17 protein-coding genes are annotated in these 21,779 nt (G+C 62.5%); all 17 read left to right on the top strand.

The window, feature by feature from the left end; genetic code table 11:
• The first annotated feature begins 4 nt into the window (after window positions 1–4).
• The 17 genes from GYH35_RS02740 (at window position 5) to GYH35_RS02660 (ending at window position 21,731) form a co-directional block, all read left to right on the top strand.
• Entirely contained in the window at window positions 5–1,309 is a 1,305-nt protein-coding gene (locus GYH35_RS02740) for a lipopolysaccharide biosynthesis protein (RefSeq protein WP_161813701.1), read from the top strand.
• Complete coding sequence (locus tag GYH35_RS02735) at window positions 1,296–2,852, top strand: hypothetical protein (RefSeq protein WP_161813702.1); 1,557 nt, start codon at window positions 1,296–1,298, stop codon at window positions 2,850–2,852. Before GYH35_RS02740 ends, GYH35_RS02735 begins: the two co-directional genes overlap by 14 nt.
• Complete coding sequence (hisH, locus tag GYH35_RS02730; protein WP_161813703.1) at window positions 2,849–3,463, top strand: imidazole glycerol phosphate synthase subunit HisH; 615 nt, start codon at window positions 2,849–2,851, stop codon at window positions 3,461–3,463. Before GYH35_RS02735 ends, hisH begins: the two co-directional genes overlap by 4 nt.
• Entirely contained in the window at window positions 3,463–4,224 is a 762-nt protein-coding gene (locus GYH35_RS02725; RefSeq protein WP_161813704.1) for an AglZ/HisF2 family acetamidino modification protein, read from the top strand. The genes hisH and GYH35_RS02725 overlap by 1 nt, the downstream gene beginning before the upstream one ends.
• 10 nt (window positions 4,225–4,234) lie before the next feature.
• Entirely contained in the window at window positions 4,235–5,554 is a 1,320-nt protein-coding gene (locus GYH35_RS02720) for an oligosaccharide repeat unit polymerase (protein WP_161813705.1), read from the top strand.
• Window positions 5,555–5,557: 3 nt separating this feature from the next.
• Window positions 5,558–6,715 carry an N-acetyl sugar amidotransferase gene (locus tag GYH35_RS02715; protein WP_202624041.1) on the top strand — a complete coding sequence of 386 codons (1,158 nt, stop codon included), beginning with the start codon at window positions 5,558–5,560 and terminating at the stop codon, window positions 6,713–6,715.
• The gene (locus tag GYH35_RS02710) at window positions 6,712–7,932 is read left to right on the top strand and encodes a glycosyltransferase family 4 protein (RefSeq protein WP_161813706.1); all 1,221 of its coding nucleotides are present in this window, start codon (window positions 6,712–6,714) and stop codon (window positions 7,930–7,932) included. Before GYH35_RS02715 ends, GYH35_RS02710 begins: the two co-directional genes overlap by 4 nt.
• A gap of 166 nt (window positions 7,933–8,098) precedes the next feature.
• Window positions 8,099–9,316, top strand: a complete 1,218-nt coding sequence (locus GYH35_RS02705; protein WP_161813707.1) for a Kelch repeat-containing protein — start codon at window positions 8,099–8,101, stop codon at window positions 9,314–9,316.
• Between the two features lie 124 nt (window positions 9,317–9,440).
• On the top strand, window positions 9,441–10,475 hold the full coding sequence (locus GYH35_RS02700) for a polysaccharide biosynthesis protein (RefSeq protein WP_161813708.1): 1,035 nt from the start codon (window positions 9,441–9,443) through the stop codon (window positions 10,473–10,475).
• Between the two features lie 3 nt (window positions 10,476–10,478).
• The gene (wbjC, locus tag GYH35_RS02695; protein ID WP_161827589.1) at window positions 10,479–11,588 is read left to right on the top strand and encodes a UDP-2-acetamido-2,6-beta-L-arabino-hexul-4-ose reductase; all 1,110 of its coding nucleotides are present in this window, start codon (window positions 10,479–10,481) and stop codon (window positions 11,586–11,588) included.
• A 2-nt stretch (window positions 11,589–11,590) separates the two neighbouring features.
• On the top strand, window positions 11,591–12,718 hold the full coding sequence (gene wecB, locus GYH35_RS02690; protein ID WP_161813710.1) for a non-hydrolyzing UDP-N-acetylglucosamine 2-epimerase: 1,128 nt from the start codon (window positions 11,591–11,593) through the stop codon (window positions 12,716–12,718).
• A gap of 9 nt (window positions 12,719–12,727) precedes the next feature.
• Window positions 12,728–13,951: a glycosyltransferase family 4 protein gene (locus GYH35_RS02685; protein ID WP_161813711.1), complete on the top strand. Its 1,224-nt coding sequence runs from the start codon at window positions 12,728–12,730 to the stop codon at window positions 13,949–13,951.
• Window positions 13,942–14,904 (top strand): NAD-dependent epimerase/dehydratase family protein, encoded by a 963-nt coding sequence (locus tag GYH35_RS02680; RefSeq protein ID WP_161813712.1) that lies wholly within the window; start codon window positions 13,942–13,944, stop codon window positions 14,902–14,904. Before GYH35_RS02685 ends, GYH35_RS02680 begins: the two co-directional genes overlap by 10 nt.
• A complete protein-coding gene (locus GYH35_RS02675; RefSeq protein ID WP_161813713.1) occupies window positions 14,901–15,923 on the top strand; it encodes an MraY family glycosyltransferase in 1,023 nt (340 codons plus the stop codon). Before GYH35_RS02680 ends, GYH35_RS02675 begins: the two co-directional genes overlap by 4 nt.
• Window positions 15,924–16,157: 234 nt before the next feature.
• Window positions 16,158–18,167 (top strand): nucleoside-diphosphate sugar epimerase/dehydratase, encoded by a 2,010-nt coding sequence (locus GYH35_RS02670; RefSeq protein ID WP_202624040.1) that lies wholly within the window; start codon window positions 16,158–16,160, stop codon window positions 18,165–18,167.
• Between the two features lie 802 nt (window positions 18,168–18,969).
• Entirely contained in the window at window positions 18,970–20,304 is a 1,335-nt protein-coding gene (locus tag GYH35_RS02665) for a UDP-glucose dehydrogenase family protein (RefSeq protein ID WP_161813714.1), read from the top strand.
• Window positions 20,298–21,731 carry a mannose-1-phosphate guanylyltransferase/mannose-6-phosphate isomerase gene (locus GYH35_RS02660; RefSeq protein WP_161813715.1) on the top strand — a complete coding sequence of 478 codons (1,434 nt, stop codon included), beginning with the start codon at window positions 20,298–20,300 and terminating at the stop codon, window positions 21,729–21,731. The genes GYH35_RS02665 and GYH35_RS02660 overlap by 7 nt, the downstream gene beginning before the upstream one ends.
• Window positions 21,732–21,779 lie beyond the last annotated feature (48 nt).

Here is a 21,779-nt window from a genome sequence, read left to right as displayed (position 1 = left end):
CAACTTGACCACCAGTGCGGCACGCGCGGGAGCGATATATACCGTCGGCAACCTGTTGTCGGCCGGCGTGCCGTTCTTGTTGCTTCCGCTGCTGACGCGTGTCTTGCCGCCGGCCGAGTATGGCGCGGTCGTGAATTACTTTTTGCTCGTGTCCGCCTGCACGGCGTTCGCGGGTTTGGGCGTGCAGGGCGCGCTGGGCGTGAGCTGGTTCAAGGAACATCCGCAAGACATGCCGCGACTGGTCGGAGCCGCCATCGTGGTGGCTTTGCTCAGCACGCTGCTCGTCGCCTTTGTCCTGACTGCTCTGGCGGCGCTGCTGTTTCCTCATCAATTCGGTTTCGATCCATGGGTTGCCGGACTCGCGGCGATCTCGGCTGGATCGAACGTGTTGCTGCAGTGTCGGCTCGTTCTGTGGCAGAGCCAGCATCGACCCGCGGCCAACGCCGCGCTCCAGTTCGCCTCGAGTGCATTGAACGTGGCTCTTTCATTGATCGGTGTGCTGGTGCTCGGCTGGGGCGGAATGGGCCGCATCGCGGGCGCCACGGTCGCTGCGGTCGCGGTAGGGGCACTCGCGGTGATCATGCTGCGCGCAGCCGGGGAGGCCGTCTATGAATTGCGCAAGCAACACGTGCAAGGGCTGATCATGTATGGCGTGCCGCTCATTCCTCATGTGCTGGCGGGCGTGATGCTCGCGACCGCGGATCGATTCGTCGTTTCCGCGCTGCTGGGGCCGGAGATGCTTGGCATCTATGGCGCGGCGGCTCAGCTCGGCACGGTCATGGCCATTTTCGCGGACGGGTTTGTGAAAGCGTTCAACCCGTGGCTGTTCGCTCGACTGAGCAGCCAGCAGCCGGACGAAGAGCTGCGCGTCGTCGGTGCAATGTACGCAGCGGTTCCAGGATTCCTGGCGGTGGCGATTGCAGTCGGAGCGGCGCTGGTCGCGGTCGGAACGCTGGTACTCGGTCCGGCATACCATTCGGCACTGAGCATCCTGCCCTGGTTCATTCTCGGCGGCGCCTTCTCGGGCGTGTATGCCTCAGTGGCTGGCTTGTACTTCTTCGGCAATCGCACTGGTGTGCTCAGCGGCGTCAGTTTCCCGACGGCGTCGCTCGGACTGTTGTGCACCATCGGGCTCGTGTCGAGCTTCGGCCCTGCCGGTGGCGCCATGGGTTACGCATTGTCGCAAGCTCTCCTGGCACTAGTCGCATGGATCGTGGCGCAGAGGACTTTCAAGTTGCCGTGGCACAGTCCGCGGCTGGCACTCGTAGCTTGGTGGCAGCAGGCTCTGGCAGGTCATGCGAGTCGCTGAAGCACAACGAGATATGCGTGGCGGCCTGCCGCTGTCGTCGGAGTTCATGAACGCTCTGGCCACGGTCGAGGCGCAATTGCCGGTGCTCGACTGGCGGGTGGGCGGTATCGCCGTCTGGCCGTTGGTCCGTGTGCGCTGGATGTTCGCCGAATTTACGGCGGCGAAGCAGCGAGCGGAAGTCGGGCCGACGCCGAGCGTCAGTGCGGTGTCTCGCTTGCGCGCAATGGCCTCCGGCGCGATGCGCGGATTCACCGATTCAATCTTGCATGCCCGCGATCGGGACCGCGGACCGGTGCGGCGCGATCTCGTTTTTCTGTCGGATGGACTGTCATTCGCGCGCATAGGCCCCCATTGGGTCGAACGCTTTTGCGATCCTCTGATCGCGGACGCAAGCGCAAATGGGTTGAGCAGCGCACTTTGGACACCGTTGCACACTTATCGCCGTCCGCTTCATACGCCGTCGCGTTCCGTGCAAGCAGGCGTCGACCGAGCGACAGTGCGAGCGATGTTGCGGCGTGCGCCGCTGCCCGCGGTGCTCCCGATGCGCGAGGAGGCCTGTGAAGTCCTGTCGAGAGCAGGATTCGGCGCCAGCTCGCTCGCACTCGCAAAGATTCTTTCGGATGCCGCACGGCTGCGGGCCGTTGCTGATTTCTACCGCGCCAAACTCGAACGTACGCGTCCGAAGCTGGCTATGCTGGTCAGTTACTACAGTCTGGAAGGATTCGCCTTTGTGCTGGCCTGTCGTGAGTCGGGAGTTCCCGTCGTGGATCTTCAGCATGGCGTGCAAGGCTCGATGCATCCCGCATACGCGGCCTGGCCGCGGCCGAAGGACCGCACTCATCCGCTGCTGCCGGATTACTTCTGGGTTTGGTCCGATTGGGAGCGCGAGGTGATTTCACAGTGGAGCGTCGACACGACGCACTCTGCAGTGGTCGGAGGCAATCCTTGGATGAACGTGTGGCGCGACTCGACTGCATGGCCGGGTAGCGCGGCAGCGCTCACGGCCGGCCGTGAACTGAAGGCGCGATCCGGACACCGCCCCGTCGTGTTGGTCACGTTGCAGTTCGGTTTTGCGCCGGCGGATCAGATCGATCCCTTGGCGCGGCTGATCGAGCACGCCGCCGACCGCTTCGCGTTCTGGGTGCGCTTGCATCCCGTGATGCTGGCGGAGCGAGAGGCGGTGCGAAGCCGCCTGGGCAACCCGGAGCGCTTCCTGCTCGATGAGCCGACGGATCTGCCGTTGCAAGCGTTGTTGCCTTCGATCGACCTCCATCTCACGCACAGTTCGAGCACGGTGATCGAGGCCGCGCAGTTCGGCGTGCGCTCGGTACTGACGACGCAGTGGGGCGCGGAGCTGTTCGAGCCGTCGATCGAGCAAGGCTGGGCGCACCTGGAGACGGGCGATGAAATCCAGCTCGCGGCCACGCTCGAGCGCGTACTCGCCCTGGGGCGTGGCGGCGATCTTGCGGAGAGCGCGCAGCGATCTGCGCTCGTTGAGTTGATCGAACAGGCCACGGATCGTAGGACGCGCGAGCGAACATGATCACGATAGTCGACTACGGGATGGGGAATCTTGGCTCCATTCGCAACATGCTGACCAAGATTGGCGCGGCCAGCGAGATCAGCTCCGATCCTCGCGCCGTCATGGCCGCACAAAAATTGATTCTGCCCGGCGTCGGCGCCTTCGATGCAGGAATGCAGAGTCTCGAGCGCAACGGTCTGCGCTCAGTGCTGGATGAGAGAGTGCTCGGCGCCAGGGTGCCGACCTTGGGCATCTGCCTGGGCATGCAGCTGATGACGCGGCACAGTGCCGAAGGCGATCGCGCCGGCCTCGGCTGGATCGATGCGCAGGTGTTGCGCTTCGAGCCGGGCGACGCCGGGCTGAAAGTGCCGCACATGGGCTGGAATCTGGTTGCGCCGGCGCGGCCGGATGCGTTGCTGGAGAATCTGCCGGAGCAGTCGCGGTTCTATTTCGTACATTCCTATTACGTGGCCTGCGCGGACCGCAACGACGTGCTGCTGACCACGAGCTACGGCCGGCAGTTCGACAGCGGGTTGCATCGTGACAATGTCTGGGGCGTGCAGTTCCACCCCGAAAAAAGTCACAAATTCGGCATGCAGCTGCTGACCAACTTCGCCAACGGGTGCGTCTGATGCTCAGAACGCGAGTCATTCCGTGCCTGCTGCTGCGAGGCCAGGGGTTGGTCAAGACGACCCGCTTCAAAGAGCCGAAGTACGTCGGCGATCCCATCAACGCGATCAGGATCTTCAACGACAAGGAAGTGGACGAGCTGGTGGTCCTCGATATCACGGCGACGCGGGAAGGCCGCGCCCCGAACTTCGAGCGGATCGAAGAGTTTGCGAGCGAGTGCTTCATGCCGCTTGCCTACGGCGGCGGTTTGCGCACCGTGGATGAGGCGAGACGACTGCTGAAACTCGGCGTCGAGAAGGTCATTTTCAACGCCGGCGCATGGCGCAGCCCCGAGGTGCTGCGGCAGGCGTCGAAGGAATTCGGCGCGCAGGCGGTGGTTGCATCCATCGATGTCCGGCGCAAGCTCCTGGGTCGATATGAAGTCGTGGTCGACTCGGCGAACGTCGGCACCGGCGTCGACCCGGTGACCTATGCCAAACAGATGGAGGATCTCGGCGTCGGTGAGATCCTGCTCACCGCGGTCGATCGGGACGGCACGATGAAGGGCTATGATCTCGACCTGCTGTCGCGGGTGAGCCGAGCGGTATCCGTGCCCGTGATCGCCAGTGGCGGAGCCGGCTCCCTCGCGGATTTTCGTGCTGCCGTCACGGAGGGAGGCGCGAGCGCCGTCGCTGCTGGAGCGATGTTTGTATTTTATGGTCCGCACCGCGCGGTACTGATCACTTATCCCAGTCCGGCGGAGCTTGCCGCCAACTTCGCGTAGGGACGAACCAGTGCCACTACGATTGATGCTCTATTTCGCGCTGTTGACGCCGCTGCTCGGCATCATTCAGGTCGAGCAGGGCGCTTACGCGCCGAGCGTCAACCGGTGGGGCGAGCCCAATGGCGCGACATATGCGTTCGCGGCTTACATCGTGTTTGCGCTGTTGGGCGTGTGGATCAGCACCCGAGGAACGTTTTTTCGCGATTCGACGCGGCGAGAAGCGGCGTCGGTCGCGATCCCGCGCATCGAGGTGATGAAGTTCAGCACCGTCGCGCTCATCGTCAATGGCGCGTTCTGCGTCCTGACGGTGGTGGTGTTCGGCGGACTGTCGGTGCTTTCCGGCGAGGTGGGCAAGGGCGAGTTCCGCACTTCCCTGGGCGGCTTCGGCGCGGTGGCGTACCTGATTCTCAAGTGGCTGGCGCCCACGATTTTCGCGCTGGCCTGCGCCATGTACAGCGCGGGGGGCAAGCCGAGGGGCGCGCGGATTCCGTTGGTCGTCCTCGGGCTGATCACAGCCATCATCGGTGCTTCCTGGGGCTTCAAGACCACCGCGTTGTACATCCTGCTGCCAGGTGTCATGGTGATGCTCTGGTTCAGGCCCGCCCGCGCGCTGCTGCTGCCTGCGGCAGCGGCATTCGCCAGCATCTTTGTAGCCTTTCAGATGTTCGACAAGCTGGAAGGCATGATCTACGAGAGCGCGTTTCAGTTCATCCTGGCGCGTCTCACCATCTTTCAAGGCGATGTCTCCTGGTTCATCTGGGACATGTGGAGGAGCGGCGAGGAGTTCGCGAACTACTGGATCACGCCGATGGTCGCCATCGGCGACCGGCTGTTCTCGATGCTGAGCGGAATCACCCGGGACGATATGCAGGAGTGGGTCTCGGCTCACTATGGCAGTCTGCTCACCTACACGATCGGCTACCCTCTCGAGGGCATCGAAGAGGGCCACAGCGTCACCGGCACACCCTTCTCCGAAGGCGTGATCGCCATGGGCGCGTTCGGCATACCGGTATTCGGATTGCTCGCCGGCATCATCACCGGCTGGGTCTACGCGAAGATCGACAAGGCGCTCTCGAACGGCCGCCTGCTCAGCGCGGCGCTTTGGGCAAACTATTCGGTATTTTTTCTGTTCGGGTGGCTCAACGGCGGAGAGATCGTCACGTTGTTTCATATCTCCGTCATCGTCGGCGCGTTCGCGGCCAAAGTGCTGCTCTCGATGCTGGTCGCGCTCCTGCACGCCAAGGCGCCACGCGAGGCCGCGCTTTCTCCAGCCGCCGATGCCGGGCCCACGAACACCCATGTGGCGCACACTGTTCCACCCGCGAGTTAATCGATGACATCAAGCTCCGCCCCATCTCAGGTCTTCATGGCCCCGGTCGCGCCGGCGCGAATGTGCGTCCGCTGCGTCATGGACACGACCGATCCGGACATCAGCTTCGATGCCGACGGTGTCTGCAGTCATTGCCATCGCTATGAGCGGGTCGCCCGCCAGCGGCTCATTCCGTCCGAGCAACGCAAGCTGCAGCTCGACGCGCTGGTCGAGCAGATCCGTGCCGCGGGCAAAGGTAAACAATACGATTGCATCATCGGCGTCAGCGGCGGTGTCGACAGCACCTACGTTGCGTGGCTGGTAAAGAACCTGGGCCTGCGGCCGCTGGCGGTCCATCTGGACAACGGTTGGAACTCGGAGCTCGCGGTCGCCAACATCGAGAAAACGCTCAAGACGCTCGGCATCGATCTGTACACGCACGTGATCGACTGGGAGGAGTTTCGCGACCTGCAGATTTCTTTTTTGAAGGCGTCGACGCCCGATGGTGAAGTGCCTACCGATCACGCGATCTTTGCGCTGCTGTACGAGATGGCCGCGCGCCATGGTATTCGCTATGTCATCACGGGCACCAACGTAACCACCGAAGCCTTGCTGCCGGAGAAGTGGGGCTACGGCTATTTCGACTGGCGCTACGTCAAGGACGTGCACCGGCGCTTCGGCACAGCGAAGCTCTCGACGTACCCGCATTTTTCTCTGCTGCGGCTGTTCCAGCACATGTTTCTACGGCGCATCCGGCTCGTTTCGATCCTCAACTACATCGACTACGACAAGCAGCAGGCCATGGACGTGCTGCAGAACAAGCTCGGTTGGATCTATTACGGCGGCAAGCACTACGAATCGATCTACACTCGTTTCTATCAGGCCTATCTGCTGCCGCGAAAATTCGACATCGACAAGCGCAAAGCCCACTACTCGACATTGATCTGTTCGGGTCAGATGACCCGCGAGCAGGCGCTCGCAGGTTTGCGTGAGCCGGTCTATCCTGCGCATCTGCTCGAGCAGGACCGCGTGTACACTATCAAGAAGCTCGGGCTGACCAACGAACAGTTCGAATCCGTCATGCGCGCGCCCAATAAAACATTCCTCGACTATCGCACCAGCCACAAGTTCTTCGAATGGGCGAAAGGGATCGTGAATAAGACCCGCCAGTACATCGGATGAGGCCGCTCAAAGTCGTCTACATACACGTGATCGGCGCGTTCGGCGGCGCATCCCGCAGCCTCTACGAAGCCGTGCGTGCGTTTCCTCCGAACCGGGTCGAAGCGACGTTTCTCACTCAGCGTGGCAGCGTGCGCGAGTTTTTCTCGCGCCTCGGCCGCGTGCTGGAGGTGCGCGGGCTGACTAAGATGGATAACACGCGCTACAGCTATTATCGGGGTTTCCGCTGGCTGGTCGTCCTGCGCGAGATCTCCTATCTGCCTGCCACGGTCGCCGGATTGTGGCGCGCCCGCAGGGAGTGCCAGGACGTCGATATCGTTCATCTGAACGAATTCACCGGCCTCGCCGTGTTGTGGCTGGCGCGCCGCTGGCTGAAGCCGCGAGGCGTCGTGGTTCACGTTCGATCGCTCGCCCGCGTCGATCCGTCCTCATGGCGCACTCGCTGGGTCGACTCGATGCTGCGCAATGAAGCCGACGCGGTCGTCGCAATCGACGAGAACGTGCGCGCGAGTCTGCCCGCGGACCTGCCTGTACAGGTCATTCACAATGCATTCTCACCGGCCTTTTTGCCCGAGCCCGACGCGGTCGTGGCACAACGCCTGGCAGTGCTGCGCCCAGAGTCGTTCAAAGTGGGCTTCGTCGGCAATCTGCTCGAGGTCAAGGGCATTCATGAGCTGATCGAAGCCGCTGCAATTACGCGTAAGCGGGGCTACGACGTGGAGTTCATCATCATTGGCGACGACGCGGCGCCATCGCGCGGCCTGCGCGCCATGATCTTGAGAATGCTCGGACTGCAGCAGAGCTCGCGTGCACGCGTTGAAGAGGCGCTGGACCGTCACCAGCTTCGCAGCCAGGTGCACATCGTGGGATTCACCGCAGATATTGCCCGCGCCTATCAGCGCATGGATGTGCTGTGCTTTCCCTCTTACTTCGACGCTCCGGGGCGACCCATTTTCGAGGCGGCCTTCTTCGGCGTGCCGAGTATCGTCGCTGTGCGGGATCCCAAGCCCGATACACTCGTGGACGGTGTCACAGGCATCGCGATAGCGCCGCGTTCAGCGGAACAGTTGGCGCTGGCGATCGAGCGTCTGGCGAGCGATCGCGACCTGACGCGCCGCATGGGGCAGGCGGCACGGGAGATGGCGGAGCGCAACTTCGACGTGAGACGCAATGCTTCGAAACTGTTGGACGTTTATTCGCAGATAGTGGGCAGTTGCTGACGTGCGCCCGCTGGGAACAAAACGACGTGCCTCGATACCGGCGCTGACGTGCGTCCTCGCGCTATTTGCGTTGGCAGGCTGCGGCTCTGACAACGACGGGAAGCAACTGGTCGCGCCGAACGATGGTGACGATGAGGGCCAAGTTGCCTCCTCCGTCGTTTTGCCAATGGTGCAATCAGCGCGCGTCGAAGGCTGTGGCGCCGCACGGATCCACGACACTGGCCTGATTTTATATCTCATAACTTCGCGAGAATGCGGCGAAGGCGAGAAGAAGGTGGTGCTCACGTGGGGCGACCAGACGTCCACGGTAGAGCACCAGATCGATTTCGCGGGTTTCGGGGATGAGCGGACTGTCAGTCTGGACGCCGAGTCTACGCGCACGATCTCGGTCCACCGGGCCAACAGTTGGAGAGGATTTCTTAACGAAGGCGCCTGGCGCTGGCGCGACGGCGCAGGACTGCTAGCCAAGGATGGCGGGTTGTATCTGCTCGGAGGGTGGAACAGCGAGCGCGACCCTACCCTCAACAGTGAGGTCTGGTTCACATCGGACGCGCAGCACTGGCGCCAGTTGACCGCCGCGGCCCCGTGGCCCGGTCGACATGGCGCGGGATGGCTCGTTCACGGAGACAGGCTGTACGTGATCGCAGGCGATCTGTTCTCAGACGTATGGTCGTCGCGAGACGGGGTGAGTTGGCGATTGCACACGGCGCATGCGCCATTCGGTCCCCGATACACTCCGAACGCGGCCTCGGACGGCGAACGAATTTTTGTCTATGGCGGCCAGTCCTGGATTTCGGATCCGACGTGCGCGACCGGTCCGCTCTGTGGCGCCATCGGCTACAACGATGTGTGGCTGGCGGCGCCGGGCAATAGGGCCGATGCAGTGGGTGGCAGATGGACGAGGGTGCTTCCGACTGCACCGTGGGGCGCCCGCGGCCTCGTGCACGGCGCCGCTTTCTTCAAGGGACGCATCTACGTCGTCGGTGGCGGGTTGAAGGCGGTCTTGCCCACAACGTGGCCATTGGCTGAAACCGTTGCCGAATTCAGCGACGTGTGGTCGTCGGCCGACGGTGTGAACTGGCGTTTGGAAGCAGAAAATCTGGGCATTCCGCCGCGGACTCATTTCGCGCTCCTGGCCACGGAGCATGGCTGCTATCTCGCCAATGGCTCAGTGACTACGCAGCCCAACACCAGCAGCGAGGTCTTCTTCGCGTCCGATTGCGTTCATTATGCGGAGATTCGCGGCGGTTCGCCGTTGCCCGTGCGTCACGCCAGTTCGCTCGCCTACTTCAATGGCTCCATTGTCGTGCTGGGTGGTCATGGCAGTACGGCCGGCACCGTGGTCTGGCAATACTTTCCCGACGTGCCTGGAGAAGCGTCCTGACATGCGGACCGCGGTCTCCCTGTCGTCGTCCAATTGTTGCTAAAATGTGACGCCTGGCTCATCTTCTGGCGCCGTGTAACGTTGTCATTCAATATTGGTCCATGAGCTCCATTTGCGCCTCTCTATGTTTCAATCGCGTCGGCTGTTAATCACGGGTGGTACGGGCTCGTTCGGTAACGCGGTGCTGCGCCGTCTGCTGCGTTCGGACGTGGCGGAGATCCGCATCTTCAGCCGCGACGAGAAAAAGCAGGACGACCTGCGCAAGCACTACGCCAGCGACAAGCTCAAGTTCTATGTCGGCGACGTGCGGGACTATCAGAGCGTCGTGAACGCCGTGCGCGGCGTGGATTACATCTTTCACGCGGCCGCATTGAAGCAGGTGCCGTCGTGCGAGTTTCATCCGCTCGAAGCAGTCAAGACCAACGTCCTGGGCACCGAGAACGTCATCGAAGCGGCAGTGAACTCCGGCGTGTCGAGAATCGTCTGTTTGAGCACCGACAAGGCGGTGTATCCGATCAACGCCATGGGCATCTCGAAGGCCATGATGGAGAAGGTCATGGTGGCGAAGTCGCGCGGCTTGGAGCGCACCGGGGCGGTCGTCTGCGGCACGAGGTACGGCAACGTGATGGCCTCGCGTGGCTCGGTGATCCCGCTGTTCGTCGACTTGATGCTGGCGGGCAAGCCGCTGACGATCACCGATCCGAGCATGACGCGCTTCATGATGACCCTCGACGACGCCGTCGATCTGGTGCTTTACGCGTTCGACAAAGGCAACAACGGCGATATTTTCGTGCAGAAGGCTCCCGCCGCGACGATTCAAACTCTGGCTCGCGCGTTGCTCGAACTGACCGGCAAGCCGGATCATCCGATCAACATTATCGGCACCCGGCACGGTGAAAAGCTGTATGAGACTCTGCTGAGCCGCGAGGAGATGGCGGCCGCGGCGGACCTTGGCGACTACTATCGCATTCCGCCGGATCTGCGAGACCTGAACTATGAAAAGTTCGTCGAGCAGGGCGAGCGGCGCATTTCCGACGCGGCCGACTACAACTCGCACAATACTCAGCGTCTCGACCTCGACGGCATGAAGCGGCTGCTGCTCAAACTGGACTTCATCCGCGACCTGATCGAAGGGCGGCCGGCCCGTCCGTTGGAATGACCCATGAACGTATTGGTGACGGGCGCGAATGGGTTCATCGGACGAAACCTCGCCGTGCGACTGGGCGAGCTGCCAGGCGTCGAGGTGTTGCGCTGTACCCGCCAGTCCTCCGCCGAAGAGCTGACGGCGCTGGTGGCGAGGGCCGATTTCATTTTCCATCTCGCCGGCGTCAATCGACCGCGCGACCCTGCCGAATTTACCAGCGGCAATGTCGATCTGACCACGCGGCTGTGTGATGCGGTGAAGTCATGCGGGCGCCGCGTGCCGATCGTGTACGCGTCCTCGATACAGGCGGAGCTCGATAATCCCTATGGCCGCAGCAAACTGCAGGCGGAGCGGGAACTGCGTGGGCTGCACGCGGAGACTGGCTGCCCGGTGCATCTGCTGAGACTGCCCGGCGTCTTCGGCAAATGGTGCCGCCCGGACTATAACTCCGTGGTGGCGACGTTCTGCCACAACATCGCCCGCGAGCTGCCCATCCAGATCGCCGATCCGGGCGTGGTGCTCAGGCTGGTTTACATCGACGATGTCGTCGCCGCCATGCTCGGACTGATGCAGAAGCCGGACGCGTCGCCGGACTTGTTCGCGCCGGCGCCGGCGCCGTATTCGATCACGCTCGGCGATCTGGCTGCCCAGATTCGCGCGTTCAGGAACTGTCGGACGACCTTGATCGGCGAGCGCGTCGGCACGGGATTGACCCGGGCTCTGTACGCGACGTACGTCAGCTATCTGCCTCCGCAGGACTTCGTGTACTCGCTGCCCCAATATGGCGATACTCGCGGGGTGTTCGTCGAAATGTTGAAGACGGTGGACAGCGGGCAGTTTTCGTACTTCACGGTGCACGCGGGGGTGACGCGAGGCGGTCACTACCATCATACGAAGACCGAGAAGTTCCTGGTTGTGCGCGGCACGGCGCTGTTCCGCTTTCGCCAGCTCGTCACCGGCGAATACCACGAGGTGCGGACCAGCGGCGCGCAGCCGCAGGTGGTAGAGACGATTCCCGGGTGGACGCACGACATCACCAACGTCGGCGACGAAGAGATGGTGGTGATGCTGTGGGCCAATGAGATCTTCGACCGCCAACGTCCCGATACGATCGCAAAGCCGCTGTGAGCATGAAGAAGCTGAAGGTTGTCACCGTGGTGGGCACGCGGCCGGAGATCATCCGGCTGTCGCGCGTGCTGGCGAAGCTCGATCAATATTGCGATCACGTGCTCGTGCATACGGGGCAGAACTACGATTACGAGTTGAACGAGATTTTCTTCCGCGATCTGCAGTTGCGGAAGCCGGATCATTATCTCGCTGCCGCGGGCGGCACCGGCGCCGAAACGGTCGGCAACGTGATCATCGCGACCGATCGCCTGCTGGCCAGCACGCAGCCGGAGGCCCTGCTGGTGCTCGGCGACACCAACAGCTGTCTCGCCGTCATCGCGGCCAAGCGGCGCAAGATTCCGATCTTTCACATGGAGGCGGGCAATCGCTGCTTCGACATGCGGGTGCCGGAGGAGATCAATCGCCGCATCGTCGACCACACATCCGATGTCAATCTGACCTATAGCGACATCGCGCGCGAGTATCTGTTGCGCGAAGGGTTGCCGCCGGATCGCGTGATCAAGACCGGCAGTCCGATGTACGAGGTATTGGATCACTATCGTTCGGGCATCGACGCCTCGGATATCGTGGCGCGCCTGAGCTTGCAGCCCGAGCGCTACTTCGTGGTCAGCGCCCATCGCGAGGAGAATATCGACTCGGACGCCGCGTTCGCCAAGCTGACCCGCGTGCTCGACACCGTAGCCAAGCAGTTTGGGCTGCCGGTCATCGTTTCTACGCATCCTCGCACGCAGCAGCGGATCGATCGGCTCGGCATCCAGTTCGACCCATTGGTGCGGCTGCTCAAGCCGCTCGGATTCCTGGACTATGTGAGTCTGCAGAAGCAGGCCAGGGCCGTGCTTTCGGACAGCGGCACGATCACCGAGGAATCGTCGATCCTGAACTTCCCGGCTCTGAACATCCGCGAAGCGCATGAGCGTCCCGAGGGAATGGAGGAAGCGTCCGTGATGATGGTGGGACTCGAGTCCGAGCGCGTGCTGCAGGCTCTGGATATTCTGTCCTCGCAGCCGCGTGGGCAGACGCGCTTGTTGCGGCCGGTTGCCGACTACGGCATGCCGAATGTTTCGGACAAGGTAGTGCGCATCATTCACAGCTACACGGACTACGTGAAGCGGGTCGTGTGGCGGCGCTGAAAGATCGCGATGATCCAAACACAGACTGATAAGCGGCCGCGCGTGGTGATCGTTTCCGAGTTCGTGGACGCCACTCGCAATTCGACAGGTTACTACTGGCGCAAGATCATCGAAGGACTGGCGCGCGCCGGTTCCGAGGTCGTGGTCGTGTCGACCGAACAAAGTTGCGCCCTGGCAGCGCCGTTCGGTCCCAATATTTCCTGTCGTTCGACCGCTCTGGGGCAGCACTCGCGCAACGGCGGAGTGAAATCATATCTGTTCGGCCAGGTGCAACTCGCCCTGGGACTGGCTCTGCAGACCTGGCGTGTGCTGCGGCGGGGCGACGTTTTGTATTGCGGCACCAATCCGTCGTTCCTGCTGGTGATCCTGGCATTGTTCCGGCTGATGCTCGGATTTCGCTGGGTGCTGCTGGTGCACGATGTTTTTCCGGAAAACGCGGCAGCGGCCGGGCTGACCTCGCCGAGATCGCTGAAATACCGGCTGGCCAAGGCGGTTTTCGACCGCACCTACTCGGCCGCCGATGCGCTGATCGCCATCGGTCAGGACATGTTGGAAGTACTGCAGCGAAAGACCCGGGGCAAGGCGCAGATCGAAGTCATTCCGAACTGGGCCGACGTTCGCGAGATATCCACGTCCCTGTCGCCGGACGACAAGCCCATGGTCGACCGTTCACGCGCCGACGCCGTGATCTTTCAGTACTTCGGCAATTTCGGCCGCGTCCAGGGGCTGGAATTGCTGCTCGATGCTATTCGAATGGTCGAGCACCCGGCGGCGGAATTCGTTTTCATCGGCGATGGCGCGCTCGCCGGCCAGGTGCAGCAGTTCGTCGCGCAACATCCCGAGCGGCGCGTGCGCTGCCTGCCTTCGCTGGAGTTCGGTCGCAACAACGAAGGTCTGCTGGCATGCGACGTGGCCATGATTTCCTTGATGCCTGGAATGTTCGGGCTGGCGGTGCCGAGCAAGGCTTATTTTTCTATGGCTGCCGACAAACCGCTGCTGGTCATCGGTGATGTCGGCGCCGAGCTGCAAAAAATGGTGTCGGATCACAAGGAGCTGGGCTGGTTTTGCCCGGCTGGCGATCCGAGGGCGTTGGCCCGGTTGATCGAGCAGATCTGCGACTTCGATCTTTCGAGCATCCGTGGCTGTCCGCGGCGCTTCATGGAGCGCAATCACGATTGGAAGCAGGCGATCCGCCGCTATGTGGCGGTGTTGTGGCCGGACACATGCCGATAGAGTCGTCGCCGGGCGCCGTGGCGGTGACAGGCTCAACCGGCTTCATCGGTTCGGTGCTGTGCCCCATGTTGAGCTCGCGAGGCCACGGGCTGACTGCAATCCGACGGGAGTTGCTCGAAGCGTCGGGCGCCGTCGGCGCCGCGCGATTGGAACAGGCCTTGGCTGGAGCAGGCGCGGTGATTCACCTCGCGGCGCGCGCGCACGTGATGAACGAGGACCACGCGGATCCTCTGGCTGAGTATCGCCGGGTGAATCTGGCGAGCACGATCCAAATCGCTGAAGCCGCGCACAGGGCGGGCGTGCGCCGCTTCGTGTTTGTCAGCTCGATCGGCGTGCTCGGTAACAACAGCGGCGATCGTATCTTCACCGGCAGCGAGGAGCCTGCTCCCATCGAGCCCTATGCAATCTCGAAATGGGATGCGGAGCGGGAGTTACGAGCTTTGGCGCAAAAGCATGCCATGGAGCTCGTCATCGTGCGTCCGCCGCTGGTCTATGGTCCTCGAGTCAAGGGCAACTTCCTGCGACTGTTGCGGCTGGTTCATCGCGGCGTGCCGCTGCCATTGGGCTCCGTGCGCAACCGGCGCAGCTACGTCGGAGTCGAAAACCTCTGCGACTTTCTGATCCTATGCGCGTTTCATCGCGCTGCCGCCGGGCGGGTATTCGTAGTCGCGGACGGAGAGGATGTTTCCACGCCCGAGCTGCTGCGAGTGCTCGCGCGGGGCATGAATGTGCCTTCGCGAGTGTTTCATTGTCCGCTCGCGTTGTTGCGACTGGCTGCATCCCTCGGCGGGCGACGGGCCGAGCTACATCGCCTGACCTCGAGTTTGAGGGTAGATGCGAGCGCTGCCCGGGCTGCGCTCGGTTGGCAGCCGCAGACGGGCCTCGAGGCCGGGCTGATCGACATGGCGCGCTGGTTCGCCGGTCAGGTATCTGCGCGAGGGACAACGACGTGACGCTCGTATCTGCTTTATCCGCGGCTACGGCGTTCGTCATGGCGGTGCTGCTCACTGGGGGCGTGCGCAAGATCGCATTGTCGATGCAGGTGCTCGACATCCCGAACTCGCGCAGTTCACATGCCGTCCCGACGCCCAGGGGAGGAGGGTTGGCCACTGTGCTGGCCACCACGGCAGTCCTGGGCGTACTGGTGTGGCTCGATCGGGTATCTCTCAACGTTTTCATGGCGCTTAGTGTCGGCGCGCTGGCGGTCGCGACGGTCGGCTTTCTCGACGACCGGCGGCCGCTGCCGGCCAGGATCCGGTTCACCGTCCATGTGATCGCCGCGATCTGGGCGTTGGCCTGGCTGGGCGGATTGCCGCCGTTGCGCTTCGGCGAGCAGGTCTTCACGTTCGGCTGGGGCGGCTATGTCCTGGGTGTGCTCGGCATCGTCTGGACGCTGAATCTGTTCAACTTCATGGACGGCATCGATGGCATCGCCGGCTCCGAGGCCGCGTTTGTCGCTGCCGCCGGGGCGCTCTTGCATCATTTCAGCGGCGGCTCGCCGGAAGCGATCCTGGCGGCGTCGGTATTCGCCGCCGGCTGTCTGGGGTTCCTGGTATGGAACTGGCCGCCCGCGAAGATTTTCATGGGCGACGTCGGCAGCGGCTACATGGGGTACATCATTGCCGTCCTGGCCCTGATCGCCGCTCGGGAAAATCCCGTGGCGCTGCTGCTGTGGGTAATCCTGGGAGGCGTGTTCTTCGTCGACGCGACCGTGACGCTGGTGCGGCGGGTGTGGCGGCGTGAGAGTTTCCACCAGGCGCATCGTAGCCACGCCTATCAATGGCTCTCCAGGCGCTGGAAGAGCCATCGGCGCGTGACGCTCGCGGTCCTAGGAATAAATCTGACGTGGTTGTTTCCGTGCGCTCTGTTCGCCACGTGGAAGCCTGCTTTCGCGGGCTGGATGACGGTCGTGGCTCTGCTGCCGGTCACGGTCGCTGCAATCCTCGCAGGAGCGGGACGCGCGGAGGCGTGACCCTTCGTCAAGGATGCGCGTGGGCAAATACATGGACGGATGCCCTGTCTGCGATAGGAGTCAGTGCAAAGCTGGCCAACTTCTGGGAGAATTCCATCGCATTCAGCCAGTTCGGCGTGCTTTCCGAACCTTCATCACGACTCAACGAGATAACGGCAACGCGGGTGGAGCTTTGGGGTGAGGCACCCGGCTAACCCTCGATCCCGCCGTAGGTCACACCAAGGAGCGAATTGAGTGACGGAATCCATGCCAAAGTGGATCGAGAATTTTGTCAATCGGCTGGCTCAGCTGCCGCGGTCGAGCAAGCGTCTGCTGATGCTGCTCGCGGATGTGATCGGGATTCCGCTGGTGCTCTGGTCCGCGCTCACGCTGCGCTTGGGCACGATTCATCATGAGCCGCAGGGCTCGAACTGGATCTACGTCGCCGTGCTCTTCACCAGCGTGCTGGTGTTCACCCGGATGGGGTTGTATCGCGCGGTGATTCGCTACCTCGGTCCACGCGCGATTTTGGCCGTGTTCACCGGTGTCACGACTTCTGTGATGCTGCTCACAGTGATAGCGCTGCTATGGCCACGCCGCGCCATTCCCGTGTCGGTGCTGCCGATCTACTGGGCGTTCGCACTGATTTACGTCGGTGGCAGTCGCTTTCTGGTCCGAAGCCTGCTCAATTTCCGGTGGTCGAACGGCACGCAGCGAGTCGTGATCTATGGCGCCGGCGGCGCCGGCGTGCAACTGGCCTCTGGCCTGGTACGCAGCGGCCGCTATCACCCGATCGCATTTATCGACGACAACGCATCCTTGCACGGCAGCACCATCAACGGCCTGGAAGTGTTTTCGCCTCGCTCGTTGCCGGACCTGGTCCGCAACGAAGGGGTCGCCGCGGTGTTGCTCGCGCTTCCGTCTCAATCCCGCCGGCGTCGTCAGGAGATTCTCAAGTCCATCGAGCCGCTGTCGCTGCTGGTGCAGACGGTGCCCGATTACGGCGACATTCTTTCCGGCAACGCTCGTGTCGAAGACGTGCGCGACGTCGATGCCGGTGATTTGCTAGGCCGGGATCCGGTGCCGCCGAATGCCCGGCTGCTGGACGCATGCATCGCGGGCAAGGTGGTCATGGTAACGGGGGCTGGCGGCTCCATCGGCTCGGAGCTGTGCCGTCAGATCATCCGCTTGCAGCCAACACAGCTGCTGCTGTTCGAAATGTCCGAGCTCGCCCTGTACACGATCGAGCGCGAGCTCAAAGCGCTGCTCGCCTCCGAGGGCCTGACTGTGGACGTCGTCGCGCTGCTCGGCGATGCGCATCACAAACATCGCGTCAAGGAAATCCTGCAGATCTACGGCGTGCAGACCATCTATCACGCCGCCGCATACAAGCACGTGCCCATCGTCGAGCAGAACGTCGTCGAAGGCATCTATAACAACATCTTCAGCACCTGGAATGCCGCTGAAGCCGCGCTCGAGGCGCGCGCCGAAACATTCGTGCTGATCTCCACGGATAAAGCCGTGAATCCCACCAATGTGATGGGCGCGACCAAGCGCTTCGCCGAGATCGTGCTGCAGGGACTGCAACAGCGCAGCTCGCACACCCGTTTTTGCATGGTGCGTTTCGGTAATGTGCTCGAGTCGTCGGGGTCGGTGGTGCCGCTGTTCCGCGAGCAGATCCGTCGCGGCGGTCCGGTCACGGTGACCCATAAGGACGTCATCCGCTACTTCATGACCATTCCCGAGGCCGCGCAGCTGGTGCTGCAGGCCGCCTCGATGGGCAAGGGCGGGGACGTGTTCGTGCTCGACATGGGCAAGCCGGTGCGTATCGCCGATCTCGCCAAGCGGATGGTGAGCCTGATGGGTCTGACGGTGCGCGACGATGAGAATCCCGACGGTGACGTCGAAATCGTCTACACCGGACTGCGTCCGGCGGAGAAATTGTTCGAAGAGCTGCTGATCGGCACCAACGTGACCGGTACCGAGCACTCGATGATCATGCGCGCCATGGAGCATTCATTGCCGTGGCACCAGGTGCAGCAGGTGCTCGATGACATGTCGCTTGCGCTGAGCCGCTTCGACTGCGACAAGGCCCGCCAGTTGCTGATGCAGACGGTGGCGGAGTACAAGCCGACCGGCGATATTCAGGATCTGGTGTGGAGCCGCAAGGCGGCCCTGGCTCACACGGAGTTGAAGAACGTGACCGCGCTACAAACACGGCGCTTGCGGGTCAGCACCCCTCCCCACGGGCCTACCGGTCATTGAGCGGCGCGTACCGCCGCTAGCACGCAGCCTGCGTTCCAAAGCAGGCTATAACTGGCGAAAAGCCCCGCCAATCGGGCTCTTTGCAACATTCCAGAATCGCATCATGCGGACCAGGACAAGGAAGGTCCGTAGTCCGGTGCTCCCCACCCGCCGGATGAACCAAAATCCGCGGAGCACAGGACGTGCTCCGCGTCTTTGTTTGTCGATTCGGAAAATTGCCGGGGCACCGCGCAGGTCAGTCGGCGGTCTGCTTGTCGCACAACCGTCGTTCACTCGTGTTGTCATCCGATGAGTTGAATCGAATGGCGCCGCGAACCGCTGTGGGCGGCGGCTCGCGGCGACCGAGTCGAGTGGCGTGACACGCGCGCCTGGCCTCCCTGGCGCGAGGCAGCGTGTGCACCCGGTCCTTCGTCCTGTTCTTATTTGCGATCACTTTCCCTGTGCGCGTCGTTTCTCGAGCCGTGGGAGCAGCGCGATGGCGACATTCAGGAAGAGTTGCGAGCCTGCTGATTCCGTAGCAGTCGCGAGCCGGTTTCCGACCTCCTGTCGAATTCTGGCCGCTGCGTGCGTCCCTGCACGACCCGCGCTTCCTTTGGACAGCTGTTGTCGTCCGTGACAAAGCTGCTGTTCCTAATAGTTAAAGCGACAAAGCCGCGAATTCACCCTCGCGAGCGGTGGAAATTTTTTCAAGTTATGGAACATTCTGGCGGCCCTGTCCGTATCCGCCGACTGCTTTACCGCTTGCGCAGCGTCCGTTAAGCTGCCGAAGCAATTTTTTCTTTTAAGTCCAGCGAGTTATGCCATGCGATTGACGATTTTCGGCTCGGGATATGTGGGCCTGGTGACGGGCGCTTGCTTGGCCGAAGTCGGCAACAACGTGCTGTGCGTGGACGTCGACGAGCGCAAGGTCGAGATGCTCAAGCGCGGCGAGTCGCCGATCTACGAGCCGGGCCTGGACGAGCTGCTACGAAAGAATCTGGCGGCCGGTCGTCTGAGTTTCACTACAGACGCCGTCGAGGGCGTCAAACACGGCTTGTTTCAATTCATTGCCGTCGGCACTCCGCCCGACGAGGACGGCTCGGCCGATCTGAAGTACGTGCTGGCCGTCGCCGAAACGATCGGTAAAAACATCAACGAGTATCGGGTGGTGGTTACCAAGTCCACGGTGCCAGTGGGCACGGCGGACAAAGTGAAGGCCAAGATCGGCTCGGCCCAGCAGGCGCGTGCCGCGCAGGTCGAGTTCGACGTGGTGTCCAACCCCGAATTCCTCAAAGAGGGCGCGGCAATCAATGACTTCATGAAGCCCGATCGCATCGTGGTGGGCACCGACAATCCGCGCACCGCCGAGCTGCTGAAGGCGCTGTACGATCCGTTCACGCGCAATCGTGAGCGCATGATCGTGATGGATGTGCGCTCTTCGGAGCTGACCAAGTACGCTGCCAACGCCATGCTCGCGACCAAGATCAGCTTCATGAACGAGCTCGCCAACCTGGCCGAGCGCATGGGGGCCGACATCGAGAAAGTGCGTCAGGGCATCGGCTCGGATCCGCGCATCGGCTATCACTTCATCTATCCCGGCATGGGCTATGGCGGCTCCTGTTTTCCAAAAGACGTGCAGGCCCTGTCGCGCAGCGCCGGCGATCACAAGTTCAATGCGGAGCTGCTGAATGCGGTCGAGGCGGTGAACAAGCGCCAGAAAATGGTGTTGTTCGACAAGATGCGCGCGGTGTTCAACGACGATCTGGCCGGCAAAACGATTGCGTTGTGGGGCCTGGCGTTCAAGCCCAATACCGATGACATGCGCGAGGCGCCCAGTCGCACGCTGTTGGAGTCGCTGTGGGCCGCCGGCGCGAAAGTGCGGGCCTACGACCCGGTGGCGCACGAAGAAGTCCAGCGCATCTACGGCGAGCGCCCGGACCTGGTGCTGGCGAAGTCGGCCACCGACGCGCTGCAAGGCGCCGATGCGCTGGCGATCGCCACCGAGTGGCAGGAATTCCGCAGCCCCGATTTCGATCTGATCGCCTCGCAGCTCAGCAAGAAAGTGATTTTCGATGGCCGTAATCTGTACGACCCATCCTTTGTGAAACGATTCGGATTGAAGTACTACGCCATCGGGCGAGGTGACAGCGTATGTTGATTCCCGTGATTCTTTCCGGCGGCTCGGGCACTCGCCTGTGGCCGCTGTCGCGCGAGCTGTATCCGAAGCAGCTGCTGCCGCTGGTCGGCAAGGGCACCATGCTGCAGGAGACACTGGCGCGGGTCGCAGGTGTCGAAGGGCTCGGTTCGCCGGTCGTGGTGTGCAACGAAAGCCATCGTTTTCTGGTCGCCGAGCAAATTCTCGAAGCGGATATCAAACCTCGGGCCATCGTGCTCGAGCCGGTAGGCCGCAACACCGCGCCCGCGGTCGCGGTCGCCGCGATGGCCGCTGTGTCCGATCTGCCCAAGGGAGGCAGTGACTCCGATCCGTTGCTGCTGATCCTGCCGGCCGATCACGTGATTCGCGATGTGAAGGCGTTTCGTGCGGCGCTGGAGATCGGTCGCAAGGCGGCTTCGGAAGGCAAGCTCGTAACCTTCGGTGTCGTGCCGAACAAGCCGGAAACCGGCTATGGCTATATCAAGCGCGTCAACGGCGCGGGCCCGGCGTATGGCATCGACCGTTTCGTCGAAAAGCCCGACCTCGCCACGGCGAAGTCCTACGTCGAGTCGAAGGAATATTTCTGGAACAGCGGCATGTTCCTGTTCCGCGCCTCGGCCGTGCTCAACGAGCTGCGCGAGCTGGCGCCGAAAATCTATGAAGCGTGCGCGCAGTCCGTCACCGCCGCCAAGCGCGATCTGGATTTCACCCGCTTGCCGACCAAGGAATTCAGCGCCTGTCCGAGCGACTCGTTCGACTATGCCGTGATGGAGAAGACCAAGCTCGGCGTGGTCGTGCCGCTGGACGCGGGCTGGAGCGATGTCGGCTCCTGGTCGGCGCTGCACGAAGCGATTCCGGCCGACGGCGACGGCAACGTCGTGCTCGGCGACGTGCTGACCGCCGACTCGCATGGCAATTATCTGCACGCCACCAGCCGCCTGGTCGCGGCGGTGGGTCTGCAGGATCACGTCGTGGTCGAGACCAAGGACGCGGTGCTGGTCGCGCCCAAGAGCCGCGTGCAGGACGTGAAGGAACTGGTCAATCAGTTGAAGAAGCAGGGCCGCTACGAAACTTCCTTGCATCGGGAAGTGTTTCGGCCGTGGGGCAGCTACGACAGCATCGATAACGGCCAGCGCTTCCAGGTGAAGCGCCTGTCGGTGAAACCGGGCGCGTCGATGTCGTTGCAGTTGCATCATCACCGCGCCGAGCACTGGATCGTGGTGTCGGGCACGGCGAGGATCACGCGAGGCGAGGAGGTTTTCCTGCTGGAGGAAAACCAGTCGACTTACATTCCGCTGGGCACCAAGCACCGCATCGAGAACCCGGGCAAGATCCCGCTGCACATCATCGAAGTGCAATCGGGCGGCTACCTGGGCGAAGACGACATCGTGCGCTTCGAGGATCGTTACGGGCGAGAAGGCGAGAAATAGCTCACTCGTCCAATCGCCCCGGACGAGCAAACATTCAGAATCGTTTAT

The organism is Steroidobacter agaridevorans (genome assembly GCF_009932555.1).
Taxonomy (GTDB): Bacteria; Pseudomonadota; Gammaproteobacteria; order Steroidobacterales; family Steroidobacteraceae; genus Steroidobacter; species Steroidobacter agaridevorans.
This window is presented reverse-complemented; position numbering and strand designations above follow the sequence as displayed.

Coding starts and splice junctions, on each gene's coding strand:
- wecB (WP_161813710.1), top strand. CDS start 11,591: ATGAAGAAGCTGAAGGTTGTCACCGTGGTGGGCACGCGGCCGGAGATC.
- hisH (WP_161813703.1), top strand. CDS start 2,849: ATGATCACGATAGTCGACTACGGGATGGGGAATCTTGGCTCCATTCGC.
- GYH35_RS02705 (WP_161813707.1), top strand. CDS start 8,099: ATGGTGCAATCAGCGCGCGTCGAAGGCTGTGGCGCCGCACGGATCCAC.
- wbjC (WP_161827589.1), top strand. CDS start 10,479: ATGAACGTATTGGTGACGGGCGCGAATGGGTTCATCGGACGAAACCTC.
- GYH35_RS02735 (WP_161813702.1), top strand. CDS start 1,296: ATGCGAGTCGCTGAAGCACAACGAGATATGCGTGGCGGCCTGCCGCTG.
- GYH35_RS02685 (WP_161813711.1), top strand. CDS start 12,728: ATGATCCAAACACAGACTGATAAGCGGCCGCGCGTGGTGATCGTTTCC.
- GYH35_RS02680 (WP_161813712.1), top strand. CDS start 13,942: ATGCCGATAGAGTCGTCGCCGGGCGCCGTGGCGGTGACAGGCTCAACC.
- GYH35_RS02725 (WP_161813704.1), top strand. CDS start 3,463: ATGCTCAGAACGCGAGTCATTCCGTGCCTGCTGCTGCGAGGCCAGGGG.
- GYH35_RS02710 (WP_161813706.1), top strand. CDS start 6,712: ATGAGGCCGCTCAAAGTCGTCTACATACACGTGATCGGCGCGTTCGGC.
- GYH35_RS02700 (WP_161813708.1), top strand. CDS start 9,441: ATGTTTCAATCGCGTCGGCTGTTAATCACGGGTGGTACGGGCTCGTTC.
- GYH35_RS02665 (WP_161813714.1), top strand. CDS start 18,970: ATGCGATTGACGATTTTCGGCTCGGGATATGTGGGCCTGGTGACGGGC.
- GYH35_RS02715 (WP_202624041.1), top strand. CDS start 5,558: ATGACATCAAGCTCCGCCCCATCTCAGGTCTTCATGGCCCCGGTCGCG.
- GYH35_RS02660 (WP_161813715.1), top strand. CDS start 20,298: ATGTTGATTCCCGTGATTCTTTCCGGCGGCTCGGGCACTCGCCTGTGG.